This is a genomic window from Bacillus cereus group sp. BfR-BA-01349, assembly GCF_022663795.1.
Lineage (GTDB): Bacteria > Bacillota > Bacilli > Bacillales > Bacillaceae_G > Bacillus_A > Bacillus_A cereus.
Window position 1 is genome coordinate 23,518 of record NZ_JAKUGE010000005.1, and the last position, 14,183, is coordinate 37,700.

Genomic DNA, 14,183 nt, shown 5'->3' on the forward strand with positions numbered 1-14,183 from the left:
CTACCAACTTAAAAATAATTTCAATATTTATTCTCCTCATCATTCCCAATAGTTCATTTAGCTTTGATACAACAAACAAGCGAAGGAGGGACTATACCGATATCGAAAAATTTAAGCTTCATAATTCATCACTAAATTAATTTGAAATAGAGAAATTACTCCATTTTTCAACAAATAGAAGCCATTAAAATAGAATAAGAATTATAAACCATTTGCACATTTGCATTATAATTCAAATGTGCAAATGTGATCATTTTAAAGTGATGAACGGACTATTTGGATCTTACAATAAGATAGTCAAATAGTCCGTATGATGAAGTTTTCAAGGAAAAGGATAGTTATTCGAATTTTTAAAAAATACAAGGTGCTAATCTTTAATTTAAATACTGTTTATAAAATCTACATCAAATTCAACATCTGATTTGACAGCTTCATTTTTTTGTAATTGTAATAAATCAATTTCCTTTTCGATATTAAGTTCTGCATCTTTCACATTAGAAATGTTTTGTAAATAGTCTACAACACGTAACAAATAATACGGCAATATTGATTTTGCAAGCAATTGACTATCTACCTGTCCTATCCTTTTCTCATGAGCAAGCAATATTTCCACCCAAACTGATGGATTAATTTCAATATCTTTTCTCATATTTAATATTGTCTCTTTCGATGCTAATATTTTATTAGCTTCCTCTTTTTTCTTTAATATTTCCTCTTGGCTTAAAAATATTTTAGGAGAAAATAAAACTGATGGATTACTAGATTTTATTACTGCTGTATTGAAAATGCCATTTTTCTTTTTACTTTCAAATATGATTTTGGAGGTTTCATAATAACTACTCGCAACTTCAACAAACATGTCTACCATTTTCCCGAAACTAGGGTTATGTTCTTTTCTATCTAGATTGATCTCCTCTATTCGAAAATTATTATATACAGCATGTAAAGTAAGAAATATATCAATACCATACCCATAACAATATTTGTGCCAGTGCACAGAATTGGCAAGAAATTTGATGAAATTTTTCGATAAACCAAAATCACCAGCGATTGGCTGTCTTGGGCAATTGCCGTTCGTATGGTAATTGATTAATGGATAAACAAAGTGATTTGTTGTGTTCCCTTCCTGAAAACTCCTTGAATAATTAGGTACAACAAAATCTACTTTGTCTATTAAAAGTTCAGTAAATTTTTTAAGCCAAGACTCTGAAAAAGATGTAATATCACCATCAATTAATATGCAACCTTCACAATTATCTAGGTTATTTACAATATCAATTATTGCTTTAATATTAAAACCTTTACCAACTTCCTTGGTAACAACAGATATTTTTTTATTTAATGTTTTAACTGATGTAAATATTGTGGCCGTATTATCTGGACTGTTATTGTCTGCATTAATAATAACTATTTCTAGCCCTATTTTTACTGCTACACAATCAATTAAATGAGTAAGTTTAGAAATATTTTTTGCTTCATTATAAGTTGGAATTCCGATAGCAATCATAGTACTTCTTCCTTAAACCAGGTTGCAAGTGCTTTACTGTCCGGACTAAATAGTTCAGTTATTCCTGTATTGACCATACACTTAACTATATTATCCCTTACCAATGAAGCCTTATCACGATTTATGCTTGGTAGTGATCCAAGATAATTACCCTGATCATCTTGAAATGGTGTAGCCTGACCAGATATATGCCTACCTATTTTTTCATGAAGTATTAAATTTCTCTGTATCCCTTCCCATGGAGAAACAGAAAAATAATTTTGATAAGGATCAATTCTAATATTTAAAATTTTATCTATTTTCGATTGCTCAAAATGGGTTTCTATAGAATGATCTTCTGGTAATATTCTAGTTTTATTATTCCATGAATTTGCCGATTTAGCAGATAATATAGTAGCTAACTTATTCATATAATCGTCAGCCTTTACTGCTGTCTCTCTTACATCGAACCATCGACTCCCTTCTTTTGTAAAAAGTTCACCATTTTCATCATATCCAATACGAACTAAGTCATTACCAATAAGACTTAATCCTAATTCTTGACATAATCTAAAGGACAATGTTGTTTTACCAGACCCTTTTTCTCCTAAAATCAAATATGATCTATCTTTTTCTTTTGAATAAACGGCTGCCGCATGTATCAATAAACTATTTGTGTAGGAAGCCTGTAAGCATTCAGACATATATTCAGATAAAAAATATAGCGCTCGTCCCTCAACAAATAGTTCCAATGGGCCTTTTACTGATAGGCAGCGATTATCTGAATCGAAAGTAACACTAGTAATTTCATCTTGAATGTAATTTATTAATCCCGATATTTTAATTGCTTCTACTTGGTTATGTGTATTCAATCCCAATTCTTTTTGAATCGATAAAATGTTATTAAATATAGTATCCCGTTCAGATGAAAATTGAATCTCAACACATCCATTAATAATTTTCTTACCTATATGTCCGCTTCTTTTCTTTGTATTTATTAACGTTGAATCAATATATATCTTTTCCATACTTCACCTCATCTATGACATTAGTTCGAGGAATAAATGGCTGTTCGTTTATAATAGATATAGTAGTATCCACACCAGTATTAAGTGCATCTGTAATAATATTCTGTATAATTATCTCATCCACTTTTTTTGCTGTGGATACTAATATTTTTGAAGGTGAGTATAATTTATCCCCAATATTTGCCCGAAGTATAACTTGACATGGTACCCCAGTTGCTTCATAAATTCTTTTTGAAATGACATCAGCATGATATCCAAGAACCTTACCAACAAAGTATGTAGCATTCTTACCATGCGGGGCTTCCATTGTGTTAGGACGGAAACTTGAAATGATACCGTGAGTCTTATTCCCTCTACCAACTGCACCCTCTTCACCAAAGTCTGTACATGAACCAGCTGTAACTAGATATGGTGGACGGGAATTTAAAATCAATTGAATATCATCATTCGGATATAGAGATTTTATGTACCTTTTCAGGTTATCTTTTAACTTATTTTCACGCAAAAAATACTGATCTGCATTTGCTGTCATAGTTGTTATTTGTGGTACTGCGACTGTAGCTACGATAGTATCACCATCTCTAACTACCATTACTTTAATATCGCCACCAAATTCTGTAAATCTCGGATAAGGTAAATCAGCAGTATTATTTTTGTAGAAATATCCTTCTATATCAAGTGCTAGCTTTTCTGACTTTGTAAGTGGCCAGTAACTAATCATTGTTGCTGTATCGTTTGCAGTTGGACCCTCATTATTGTATTCTGGTAAATCATTTTTGTCTCTAGGGTTGAACCAATAAGGGCGTGTACTATGAGAACTAGTTATAGAACGAAATTCAATTACTGATTTAGAATTTACATCTAAATGTGGTAAGACTCTTGACAAATATTCCTTAGCTGCTTTAATTTGTATATCCTCCAGCGGGATTGTTTCATCACCAAAACTTTTACTTCCTCGTCCCATGAAAATGACTTTTATTGGATCTGAAAAATTATCACCATCATATTTTTGTATACAGTGGCCTCCTACAATCATGACCTTATCGAAATTATGATGCGGAATATAACCAAATTTATCAAGGCAATATCTACAATATTCGATTTCAGCTGCCTCTGCTATCCCATCAGCCAAAGTATCAGGATGTCCTAATCCTTTTCTTTCTACTACCTCGAATTGTAATTTATCTGGTGTAATAAAATCATTATTAATAGTTATTGACATAATTATCCTCCTTTTTAATATGAATAATATTTGCATTGTTAAATAAAAGGATTGCTTGTTTAGATTGCTGTATAGCGTATTCTAGTTTACAACCCTCAGCAATATTATTATTAATAATACTGAATATATTTTCTCTTAACATATCATCATGAATTAACATCGATTCTTCTCCAAATTTTAATTCAGCATATAAGCGTTCATTTGAGGGATGAGGATCCATAATAACTCTATGATTAAAGTTTTCTCCTTCTATCACTAAGGATCTATCTATGAAACAATTATCAGAAACTTCATTTTCGGGGGATACTTTAAAATCACCCAGAAAACTATTTATAACTACTGTTGTATCATTTTTAGTGACATATTCAATATAGATTCCCTGATTGTTTTTATCATCTGAATCAATATATAGTATATTTTTTACCAATGCCATGAGATTAACTGGTTTATCTAGTATATCTAGTATCGCTAATATATGTGGCAACTCAATACCATATGCACCGATATCATTATCTATAAATCTTCCGCTTTTATTATCTGCATTCCTATCTTTGGACATGGTAATTTTCACCCGTTTAATCTTTTCTTTAGAAAGTCTTTCTTGTAAACATTTTATTACTTTTGATCTGTAATATTGTTCATTAACAATAATTCTTTCATGTAGTGAATTATCATTATCAAGTAACTCATACAATATATGTTTTTCATAGGCGTTATTAAACAAAGGTTTTTCAATAATAACACGATCAAATCTAACATCATCTGATATTATTCGTCTCAAAACCTCGATATGGGTATTAGATGGTGTACAAATATCCACAAAACTATACGATATATTTGATGGGGATTTTTCAATACGAAAACCATCTGCTTGAGCACTCTCTAGTCGTGTTTTAGTAACATCAGTTACAAAAACATTTATACCACATTGTTTCCAAATCTTCGCCTTAATTTTGCCAATTTTACCATAGCCCATAATTAATACACTGGGATTTAATTGATGCATTACCACTTACTCCTTTATACATAACTAATATAAATTGACGTCTAATGCAGTTAACCTTCTAAATAGTTACAAAAATTACACCTCCTTCATCCTTTTATAAAAAAATGTCTTTAAAAGCGGTATTTTGTTGACTATTATACAATAATTGTGTATGTTGTCAATATTATAAAAAAAATAAATATTCTAAAATAAAAAGGAGGAGACAAATATGAAAGAAAAATATTCTGCATTAATTGGTAACCCAGTAGCTCATTCTGTTTCTGACATTATGTTTAGCGAATTAATTAATAGTGCTGAATTTGATTGTAATTATCGTCATGATAAAATCAAAGTATTATCTAACGAACTAAAAGATACATTAGAGTTGCTATTAAAAAAGAAATATGTAGGACTAAATGTTACTTTGCCCTATAAGCGATCTGTAATGGAACTTATAGATCAAATAGATTTAACAGCTGTTAATGTCGGGGCCGTAAATACAATTAAAATAAACAGCAATGGACTCGTCGGATATAATACAGATTGGATTGGTTTATACAAGCCTATACTAATAAATTCAAAAAAAGATAATCCGACAGTTTGTATTTTTGGAACTGGTGGTGCTAGTAGAGCTGCAATATATGCAGCAAAAAAAGTTAGCAATAATGTGTATGTTCTATATAGGGATCATCCAAATATTAGTGATTCAACTCAAGATTTACTCAATAAACAGAAAGCACTACAAATAACTCTACTACCCTACTCTGATGTAAAAGGGATAGTTGATAAATCTGATATTATTATCAACACAACATCAACTGGTATGAAAGGTAATGTGGCAAAAGCCCCTTTTAATATTGATCTTTTAAAAAGTGTTAACATGCAGGAAAAACTCTTTATTGATGCGGTCTTCAATCCAGTAAAAACTATCTTATTACAATTTTTCTCCAATAATGGTGCAAAAGTAGTTGATGGCTTATGGATGATGCTCTATCAGGGGATATTAGCATTATCTATTTGGTTTGATAAAGATATTGATATAAAACATTCAGAACTAATAAAAATCCACAAATTATTAACGGAGGCCATTCTATGAAAGCTAAATTAACTATCAATCTTGATGAGATTTCGAGCAACATAGATTCATCTGTTACTTTTTTAAAAGAAATGGATTTACATACATGTGAACTACGCATGATTAATAATAAAAACCTTTCCCTAATGAATAAAAATGAAATTGTAGATTTTGCTGATAAGTTAAAATCGTCAGGAATTACCCCTGTTTCTATAGCAAGTCCACTTTTTAAATGGACTACTAATAACTCCATCGAGACTATCATACATGATAATTTCGGCATAGACCCTAATTTATCTCTTTCTGAAAAGGAGAAACTAATGGATAATATTCTAAAATATGCTGACATATTATCTATTGATAAAATTAGAATCTTCTCCTACCTAGGTAAAGTCGAGAATCCGGTTAGCAATTTTGTCAGAGATAAATTGTTCGAAAAAATAATAAACGATAATCATACATTTTTATTGGAAAATGAACCAGTTTGTACGATTTATATGAAAAAGCACTTAGAAGATTTTGTTAAATTTATTGATAGTAATAATATTACTAATATTAAAATCTGGTTGGATATTGCGAATTTAATCCAAGTTGGTGAAGATATAGATGAATCGTTCCTAGAAAAGATTGCACCACATATTGAGTACCTGCATATTAAGGACTTTATATATGTAGGTACTTCTATAAAATACGTACCTGTTGGAACGGGGGTAATTAATTATGCGAAAATTCTATCTCTATTAAATAAACACATTCCAAATAGTCAAGATATCACTATAAGTATTGAAACCCATGCTAAAAATGAAGAAGAAAAATACAGTTATTCAAAACAATCTGTTATTAAGTTACGGGAAAAATTAGACCTGCGGTAGTATGTCAACTGAAAAACAAAAGAATTTTTAGTTATCAAAGGCCTATTTGCTAAAAAAAGACATTACGAAACTAAATCAATAATATATGTGATTTACTGGAAAATAATTGAGAGGTAGCGATGACAAGTTTTATGTCACACTTTCACACACCTTTCTGGCGCAAAGAGTTGGTGACTACGTAGTAGCGCATCCACCAATCGCACAAGTTTTCTTGCGGTTAGAACGAGTGCACGTTTGCGTTGATGTGTTGATGTGTTGGTACTTCATTATATTTTTTTACGTAATATTCTTGATAATCAGAAACATGCCTTCTTACAGAGTTGGCGGCTTCAACTAAGTAATACCGCAAGTAATGATTTCCATTACGGGATAATGAAGTATTTCCTGCGGTGAATCAACCAGACTGGTGCGTACGCCAATATAATCCGACATATTTTGCTACCTTGGTTTCATCATCAAATCTTTCGACTTGACCAATCTCAGCGATAATACCGGCGGCGAATACAGGACAGGACCGATCCCAGGAATGGATTCGAGTGTTTGCGTTAATCCAGCCATGATTCGCTTAATGGACTTTTCTATTTCTTTGATTTACTGTGGATAGGTACGAATAACCGCAATTGACGTTCCTAAAAGAACATCGATTGAGTCTTCTACAACCTTATCCAAACGATAAGAAAAGCGAACAGCCCTTTGAATGGTTGATGCGATACATTTCGGGTCACCGAATCTGTTTTTCCCTTTTGTTTGTAGGAACTCAGCGAGTTCCTCTAAAGGCATGTCGGCTAGCTCTTCTAGACTGAATTTTTCAAGAAACAGTTCCATCATGGCGTTGCCAAAGATAGAAGAATCCACTTCTTGTGAGAACGTATTACATTTATAACTTAGGTGTTGGAGAAAATGTTGTTTTTCCGTTGTCAACATTCTAACGAGTTGATAACGAGATCTTGTTAATTGCTGGAGTGCCACATACTGACTTTCTTTTACGATAGACATTTGATTCCGCCCAAATCGTAAGTAATCAGCGATGACAAAGGCATCAATCTCATCTGTTTTATCCATGTCAGAATAGCTTTTCTTGAAATTTGCAATTTGTTTGGGATTCATCAAAAATACCTTTGCTCCAAAGCGTTGTAAGTCTTCATCATAATGAAGAAACATAGATGGATGAAAACTATAAACAGATGTGGATTCTAGGCCGATTTTAAAAGTTTCAATTTCTTGGTTCGCTATACACTGTAACACTCGCTCTTTGAGCGCTTTGGCACCTGGCAAGTCGTTGTTAACAGAAAAGGAATCTAGCTTTTTTCCTTCACCATTTAAAATACAAGCTTTTATATCAAACGAACTTACATCTAAACCAACAAATAATCTCATGTAAGAGACCTCCCTTCTATTTAGAATCATTCCTTGGACGTCTCGAGATATCTCTAGTGTGTACGCCGACCAACAACCTCGTGTATGAGAGCTTGTCCTGAATCGAAAGCCGCCCTAGGTCTACTAACATCTAGGTTCGAGGGTCAGGTTGCTCAGCCTGCGGGTAGGGAGTCCCGCACGTTCACTGAGAAACACTCTAAGTGATGTGGTAAATCCACAAGAGGAAAAAGAATTGTCCCAAATGATCCTAAGATCATTATCTAGAAATATCTTGAGACGTCCAAGTATTTTATTTATTACAGGACTCTTTTTACAAAGAAAATCTAAACCTGAAATAGGACTTAAAGATTAATATACGAGGAGGTAAAAATATGAAGATCAATGTTGAAGCAGTTCCAGGTATACCCCAAATTAATATAGGTGACAATATTGGCGATTTTATCGCTTTGTCAGTCATAAAATCGAGCTTTGAAATAAAAGATGGTGATATACTATGCGTAGCTTCAAAAGCAGTTTCAACTGCAGAAGGACGCGACATCAATCTTAGTAACATAAAACCAAGTGATTTAGCTAATCAAATACATGAAAAAATCCCAAGAAAGAATCCTAGAGTAATTCAAAAAATAATAGATGAAACAGGTGATCCTTCAGGTGGTAAGTTAGAAATAGACAATAATTATATTGGAGCTTGGTTACCAAATGGAATGCGTTTAACAAGTGCTGGAATAGATAAAATTGATTTTGAGCATGTAATGCTTTTACCAGAGAACCCCGACCTAAGTGCAAGGAAAATTAGTGAAACATTACAAAAAAGACTAAACGTTAAAGTTGGAGTGATAATTACCGATAGTGATGGGCGGATTGAAAAGCTTGGAGCGACTCAAATTGCTATAGGTCTATATGGTGTCCCTGCTCTAAGAATCAGTGAAGTAGTCGACATAAATACTAATGAGACGAAGAAATCTACAGAAACCTTTTGTGACCTTCTTGCTGCTACTGCCGCTCTTATAATGGGACAACGAGGTACAAATAAACCAATAGTAAAAATTAGCGGTGTAGAATATGAATTTAATGAGAATAGCCAAATAATTGATTCATTAAGTAGAGTCCCAAAAGATTATTTTAATTCCCATAAAAAATAACTAAATTAGATTTAAAATAGCATATTAATATTTTATTAGTTCTGTTGCAAATATATGAAGAAGAACATGGATGATAGTAGATTCCTAACGGAATCTTATTTTATGCTATAAGTTCAAATACTCGGTGGACAAACTGATTCTACAAATCAATTTGTCCCTTTTTATCATATGCATGGCTTCTACACCACTCAATACAGAAGTTGCTGTTTTATATAACTTAAATCCCAACATAGCACACACGCTTCTTGATAAAACGATGATTTTGTTCCACTATATTATTAAGGTATCTAACTTGCCTTTGGGTATATGGCTCTCTCTCTTTCAATCTAGCTATCAATCACAGATGGACTAAAGGATGTATGCTTGGTATCATTTGCATTTAATACTACAATTTTATCAATAAGATTAATTGCTTTATGCAATGAAATGTTTTTTCCATAACATTTATAACCTAGTTCTAAAGTTAAAAGTGTAGCTTCACTTAACAGATATTGTTTTTGAATCTCCTCAATTTCTTTCCCTGCTTCACGAATATTTATATACTGTTCTATAGACATATTTTTATTCTCCTCTCACTACATTTATATATCTAAATTGCTATTGTCATCTTTTATTTCGTTTTCTCTTTCTTCAGCTTCTAACATAAATTTAGCGTAAATCATTATCTTTTCTAGTTCATCTTTCGTCGCGTTATAATCTGTGATATAGCGTTCTTTTCTTCCTGGACTCATATATTTATTATTTTTCATTTCGTTTATTGTTTCTATATTCAAGATTTTTCTTTTTTCTTTCAACTCATGAAAGAGTTTTAAATTAATAGCTAGACCTATACTCCAAAGAATCAAACCAATAATGAAAGAAAGTAATAGATGTACTGAAAGAGAATTATCACTGATCATGAAATAAAGAAAATAGATAATTGAGATTGTCCACAAAAATGGATTGTAGTACTCTTGTATTTTTTTATATTTTTTTATTTTTATTTCGTGTTGCTTTTTTCTCATTTCAAGAGTCTCTAACATGTAAAAGCTCCTTTTAATTAGTTAACAAAGTTTTTTTCAAGCGTTGAGTATAAACGTTACATTTTTACTCTATTTCTATAATAATAATTGTGATTTTCCTGCTCAGAATTACCTTCTTAGTTTATTGTAGATGTTGTATTCTGTCCTTTCATCTGACTATATTTAATAAATTGATTACTTTTAAAACAATAATTTCAAATAGAATTAAGTTCTTCAACCTTTTCCGGCATCACTACTGCTTGTAATAGATGAAAACAAAGCAACATCCATCGCCTTCTTATTACTACTTCTATATGTTGGTTTACCAAAAAACATCCGTCCCATTAATATCAAAGTGATTAGTAATGTAGATACACAACCCACTATCCATAAATAAGACCAAAATAAATCAATCAAATCATTAAAATTATTCATTTAAATTCCCCTAAATTAGTTATTTTATGTTCATAGTCTAATTGCATTAAAAATAGCTATCAGCAAGAAAAATCCTAATAAGCATAAAATTATTATATTCAATGAGGTCCCTGTGTACTGTCCAATTGTTGCAGTCAAGTTTTTATAAGTAGGTTCAAATTTATCTTTAAACATAAGTAAAATTCCCGAACTAATTAAGCATATTATTGCTTCGGTTAATCTGATTATGTCTGGAACATAAAGCTGCTTAGTTTTTAGCCAAAGAACAATAATCGTCGCTAGGGTAACTATAGAAAAAATAAAGATTGATATGATAAGAGGTGAACTCCCCGCCACTTAACGTCCTAACGGACTATTTGAAGTGGGGGCTTCTCGGTTAGTCGTTACTTTGGGTAGCTAACGAATTCGTCCTAAGACAGCCGAGCTAACTCCCTTGTTCCAAGGGTATGCTTACGCTAATAGGCGTATTGCTTCATTTCTGATATTGATAGCTGCGTTTCTCTATCGAGATTTACACCACATATACAAGAATAGACTCGCTCAGACAATGACATATTTTTCACCTTTCCACAACTGCTACATGTTTTTGTGGAAGGAAACCATTTGTCTATTTTCACGAGCTGCTTACCTTGTTCATTTAGTTTATAAGCTAAGAAAGAAGTGAACATACCCCAAGCATTATCAGCGACGCTTTTTCCAAAATGAAGTGCTTGCGATATTCCCTTCATATTTAGATCTTCAATAGCTACAACATCAAAATGAGTAGCTAACCCTTTAGACTTATGATGAAGGAAGTTCTTACGTTGGTTTGCTACTTTTTCATGCAGCTTAGCTACACGGATACGTTGTTTATTCCAACGCCCTGAACCTTTTGTACGTCTTGATAATACTTGTTGCGCCTTTGCTAATTGGTCTAGCATTTCACGATAGAACTTAGGATAATTGGCTTTCTCATCCTCAGAACTGACGTATAATTGATCCATCGCAAAGTCTAATCCAACAACTGTTTCTACTTCTTTTTGTACGACCTCTTTTTCGTATTTAGTCAAAATGGACACATAGTATTTACCAGTAGGTGTCATAGATATCGTACATGACTTGATTATATGGGGTACAGCCGAGATACGTGTAAAAATAGGCCATAGGCTTACTTTTATTTCCAACCCTATTTTGTTATGTATAAAATTAATTCTTATTTGTCACGTGAGAATTTGCTTACATGACAAATAAGAACCAGATTTAAATAATCATATACCAGCTCTAGCTAGACATAGCATGGTTTATTCTGTAGACGGTTTGCCTTGTTATGCCGTTTTCTTTTGCAATATGAGAAATGGCTTCGCCATTGTTTAACATTTCAACCACCCGATTATATACCAACCTCTTTTGTGGATCCTTTGCTTTTGGAGAATAGAGGGGCGGTCTCCCTTTATAGACACCTTTCTGTTTAGTAATCGAAATTCCCTGTGCTTGCCTTCTTTTCGTTTCTGCTCGTTCTTGTTCCGCAATCATAGCTAAAATTTGAACGATTAAACCTTTAATAAATTTGTCTAATAAGGAATTCCCAATAACTTCTGCCATAATAGGTAAGCTCGTGATAATTAATTTTACTTCCCTTTTCTTTAAATAATTAACAGTATGAATAATTTCATCATAATTACGTCCAAGTCTATCAATTGCTTCTACCATAAAGGTATCTCCACTTCGAACAAATTGTAGCGCCTCCTGAAACATTTCTCTATTATGAACAGATGCTCCAGATTTTTGTTCCGTAAATATTTTTTCCGCTCCAAATTCTTTTAAAGTTTCTATCTGTCTATTTAAATTTTGATCTAATGTGGAAACTCTAGCGTAAGCAATTTTCATTTTTCAAAATTAACCTCATTTTCCATCCTATTATCATACAACCTAATCACACGTTCAAAACTGAATGTTTTCAACAACTTATCAATTTATGATTAGAGTCTACCCATAATAGAGAATTTTAAATGTTTTATCGTAAGATGAAAGAATCAACGATTCCATTGCGATAATTTTAATCAGGAGGAATACCAGTGACTTCAATTGAGCGTACCGCATATCCCAGGTTCAAACAAAATATATCTAAGAAAGAACTTGCAACAATTTATACTGTTACACATGAAGAAAATATATTTGCACATCGTATAGCCCGTGGAGAAAGCTCCGTTTTTATTTGTTTAGTTATGTTGAAATCTTTTCAGCGGTTAGAATATTTTCCACGATCTAAGAACTTGTCTAGAATCTTTTTAATAAAATCGCCACAACTGCCAATAAGCAACTCTGTCTACTATTTTCAATTGTTCGTTCGCAGTTCTTCCACAGTCTGCGGTAATTTTCTAACCAAGAAAACGTTCGTTCCACAATCCAGCGTTTCGGTAACACGACAAACTTGTGAAGTTCCGATCGTTTAATGATTTCAACTGAGCAATCAATCGTTTCTTTTATCGATTGGGCAAATGATGGACCTGTGTATCCACCATCACAAAGTATATGTGTCACTTTATTCAATGTTTTCTTATGCCTTTCACACATTTTGATAGCACCTTTTCGGTCTGTTATATTCGCAGTTGTTACTTCAATCGCATGAATGAGACCATTGGTGTCTACAGCGATATTGCGTTTGATTCTTGATACTTTCTTCCCGGCATCGTAACCTTTTTCCCTAGCTATCCATGTGTTTTTTACGCTTTGTGCATCTACGATGCAGAAACTCGTCTACTTTTCGCCAAATCTGATAGTAGAAATAGACTGTTTTCCAGTTCGGAAAATCACTTGGAAGATTACGCCATTGACACCCTGTGGTAAGCAAGTATAGCACACCGCAGAACACCTCGTACAAATCAACTGTGCGTGGACGCGTCGTTTTTCGTGCACTTTCTAAATCTTCACGAATCAGTTCAAACTGTTCAAGAGTAATATTACTTGTATAATCATGTATCGTAGGAAACATCCTTTTTTGTACAGATTATACCATAGATTCCAGACAGATTCTTAGTTGGAAAATATAATGGAAGCCGGCCTTTTAAGGAAAAAATGAAAACACTTATTAATAAGATTGATTTCCCAAAGAGTAATCCAGTTCCAATCCCAACAATGATTGCAGAACATCCAATTAACATATTTTCCATGATGATTAACTTTTTTAATTGGGAACTAGACATACCATGCAGTATTACAATTCCAAATTCCTTTTTCCTTGTTTTCAAAAACATAGTAATAGAATCATTCTATTTAATAAGTTACTCCGTTTAAATCATGAATATCTTCTATAACAAAATATACTTTATCGACATTATTTTGCGGTGTATTTTATTTCTATAGATACTAAACACTCAATTACATCGCCCACATTCAATTACTATGATTCACCATAATAATTGAATGTTTAACACAAAATTGACATAAAAGAACCGATTCCCTGTACGTTAAGGAATCGGTTCAAATAGAACATAGATTTTCACGTCAACATTAAGAAGTCCTTTGCATTTACAGGAGCAATAATTTTCACAGCATGCTAATTAAGAATTTTTTCATGCACC

11 protein-coding genes and 6 pseudogenes are annotated in these 14,183 nt (G+C 32.5%); 4 read left to right on the forward strand and 13 right to left on the reverse strand.

The genetic code is table 11. From position 1 onward, the window contains the following. Positions 1-379: 379 nt before the first annotated feature. From MR169_RS04665 to MR169_RS04680, 4 genes are read right to left on the reverse strand one after another with little or no spacing between them, the layout of a single operon-like run. Positions 380-1,507, reverse strand: coding sequence for a glycosyltransferase family 2 protein (locus MR169_RS04665; RefSeq protein ID WP_242318990.1), 1,128 nt, complete (start codon positions 1,505-1,507; stop codon positions 380-382). Then, positions 1,504-2,514 (reverse strand): hypothetical protein, encoded by a 1,011-nt coding sequence (locus tag MR169_RS04670; protein WP_242318992.1) that lies wholly within the window; start codon positions 2,512-2,514, stop codon positions 1,504-1,506. Before MR169_RS04670 ends, MR169_RS04665 begins: the two co-directional genes overlap by 4 nt. Continuing rightward, on the reverse strand, positions 2,495-3,736 hold the full coding sequence (locus MR169_RS04675; protein WP_242318994.1) for a methionine adenosyltransferase: 1,242 nt from the start codon (positions 3,734-3,736) through the stop codon (positions 2,495-2,497). The genes MR169_RS04670 and MR169_RS04675 overlap by 20 nt, the downstream gene beginning before the upstream one ends. Next, positions 3,720-4,742: a Gfo/Idh/MocA family oxidoreductase gene (locus MR169_RS04680; RefSeq protein WP_242318995.1), complete on the reverse strand. Its 1,023-nt coding sequence runs from the start codon at positions 4,740-4,742 to the stop codon at positions 3,720-3,722. Before MR169_RS04680 ends, MR169_RS04675 begins: the two co-directional genes overlap by 17 nt. 208 nt (positions 4,743-4,950) lie before the next feature. Here MR169_RS04680 and MR169_RS04685 point away from each other — a divergent pair, with 208 nt between their 5' ends. Continuing rightward, positions 4,951-5,817, forward strand: a complete 867-nt coding sequence (locus MR169_RS04685; protein ID WP_242318997.1) for a shikimate dehydrogenase — start codon at positions 4,951-4,953, stop codon at positions 5,815-5,817. Then, complete coding sequence (locus tag MR169_RS04690; protein WP_242318998.1) at positions 5,814-6,668, forward strand: sugar phosphate isomerase/epimerase family protein; 855 nt, start codon at positions 5,814-5,816, stop codon at positions 6,666-6,668. The genes MR169_RS04685 and MR169_RS04690 overlap by 4 nt, the downstream gene beginning before the upstream one ends. A 134-nt stretch (positions 6,669-6,802) precedes the next feature. Here the strand turns inward: MR169_RS04690 and MR169_RS04695 are convergent. Then, positions 6,803-8,045, reverse strand: a pseudogene (locus tag MR169_RS04695) (IS110 family RNA-guided transposase). 371 nt (positions 8,046-8,416) lie between these two features. Between MR169_RS04695 and MR169_RS04700 the strand changes: the two are divergent. Beyond that, positions 8,417-9,187: a coenzyme F420-0:L-glutamate ligase gene (locus MR169_RS04700; protein ID WP_242319000.1), complete on the forward strand. Its 771-nt coding sequence runs from the start codon at positions 8,417-8,419 to the stop codon at positions 9,185-9,187. A gap of 105 nt (positions 9,188-9,292) precedes the next feature. On the opposite strand, the pseudogene MR169_RS04705 reads toward MR169_RS04700, so the two are convergent. The 6 genes and pseudogenes from MR169_RS04705 to MR169_RS04730 all read right to left on the reverse strand — a co-directional run. Further along, positions 9,293-9,485 (reverse strand): annotated as a pseudogene (locus tag MR169_RS04705) (DDE-type integrase/transposase/recombinase); the annotation flags it as partial. 28 nt (positions 9,486-9,513) lie between these two features. Further along, positions 9,514-9,744 (reverse strand): hypothetical protein, encoded by a 231-nt coding sequence (locus tag MR169_RS04710; RefSeq protein WP_242319001.1) that lies wholly within the window; start codon positions 9,742-9,744, stop codon positions 9,514-9,516. A 24-nt stretch (positions 9,745-9,768) separates the two neighbouring features. Further along, the gene (locus MR169_RS04715) at positions 9,769-10,209 is read right to left on the reverse strand and encodes a LapA family protein (RefSeq protein WP_048520036.1); all 441 of its coding nucleotides are present in this window, start codon (positions 10,207-10,209) and stop codon (positions 9,769-9,771) included. Positions 10,210-10,422: 213 nt separating this feature from the next. Next, positions 10,423-10,623, reverse strand: a complete 201-nt coding sequence (locus MR169_RS04720; RefSeq protein WP_242319003.1) for a hypothetical protein — start codon at positions 10,621-10,623, stop codon at positions 10,423-10,425. Positions 10,624-11,073: 450 nt separating this feature from the next. Beyond that, positions 11,074-11,732: pseudogene (locus tag MR169_RS04725) on the reverse strand (RNA-guided endonuclease InsQ/TnpB family protein); the annotation flags it as partial. Between the two features lie 151 nt (positions 11,733-11,883). Then, positions 11,884-12,489 (reverse strand): recombinase family protein, encoded by a 606-nt coding sequence (locus tag MR169_RS04730; protein WP_242319005.1) that lies wholly within the window; start codon positions 12,487-12,489, stop codon positions 11,884-11,886. 188 nt (positions 12,490-12,677) lie between these two features. Between MR169_RS04730 and MR169_RS04735 the strand changes: the two are divergent. Further along, positions 12,678-12,893 (forward strand): annotated as a pseudogene (locus MR169_RS04735) (DUF4158 domain-containing protein); the annotation flags it as partial. Here MR169_RS04735 and MR169_RS04740 read toward each other — a convergent pair. Beyond that, a pseudogene (locus MR169_RS04740) lies at positions 12,880-13,594 on the reverse strand (IS5 family transposase). The pseudogenes MR169_RS04735 and MR169_RS04740 sit on opposite strands and share 14 nt — an antisense overlap. A gap of 40 nt (positions 13,595-13,634) precedes the next feature. Continuing rightward, positions 13,635-13,865 (reverse strand): annotated as a pseudogene (locus MR169_RS04745) (FtsX-like permease family protein); the annotation flags it as partial. Positions 13,866-14,183 lie beyond the last annotated feature (318 nt).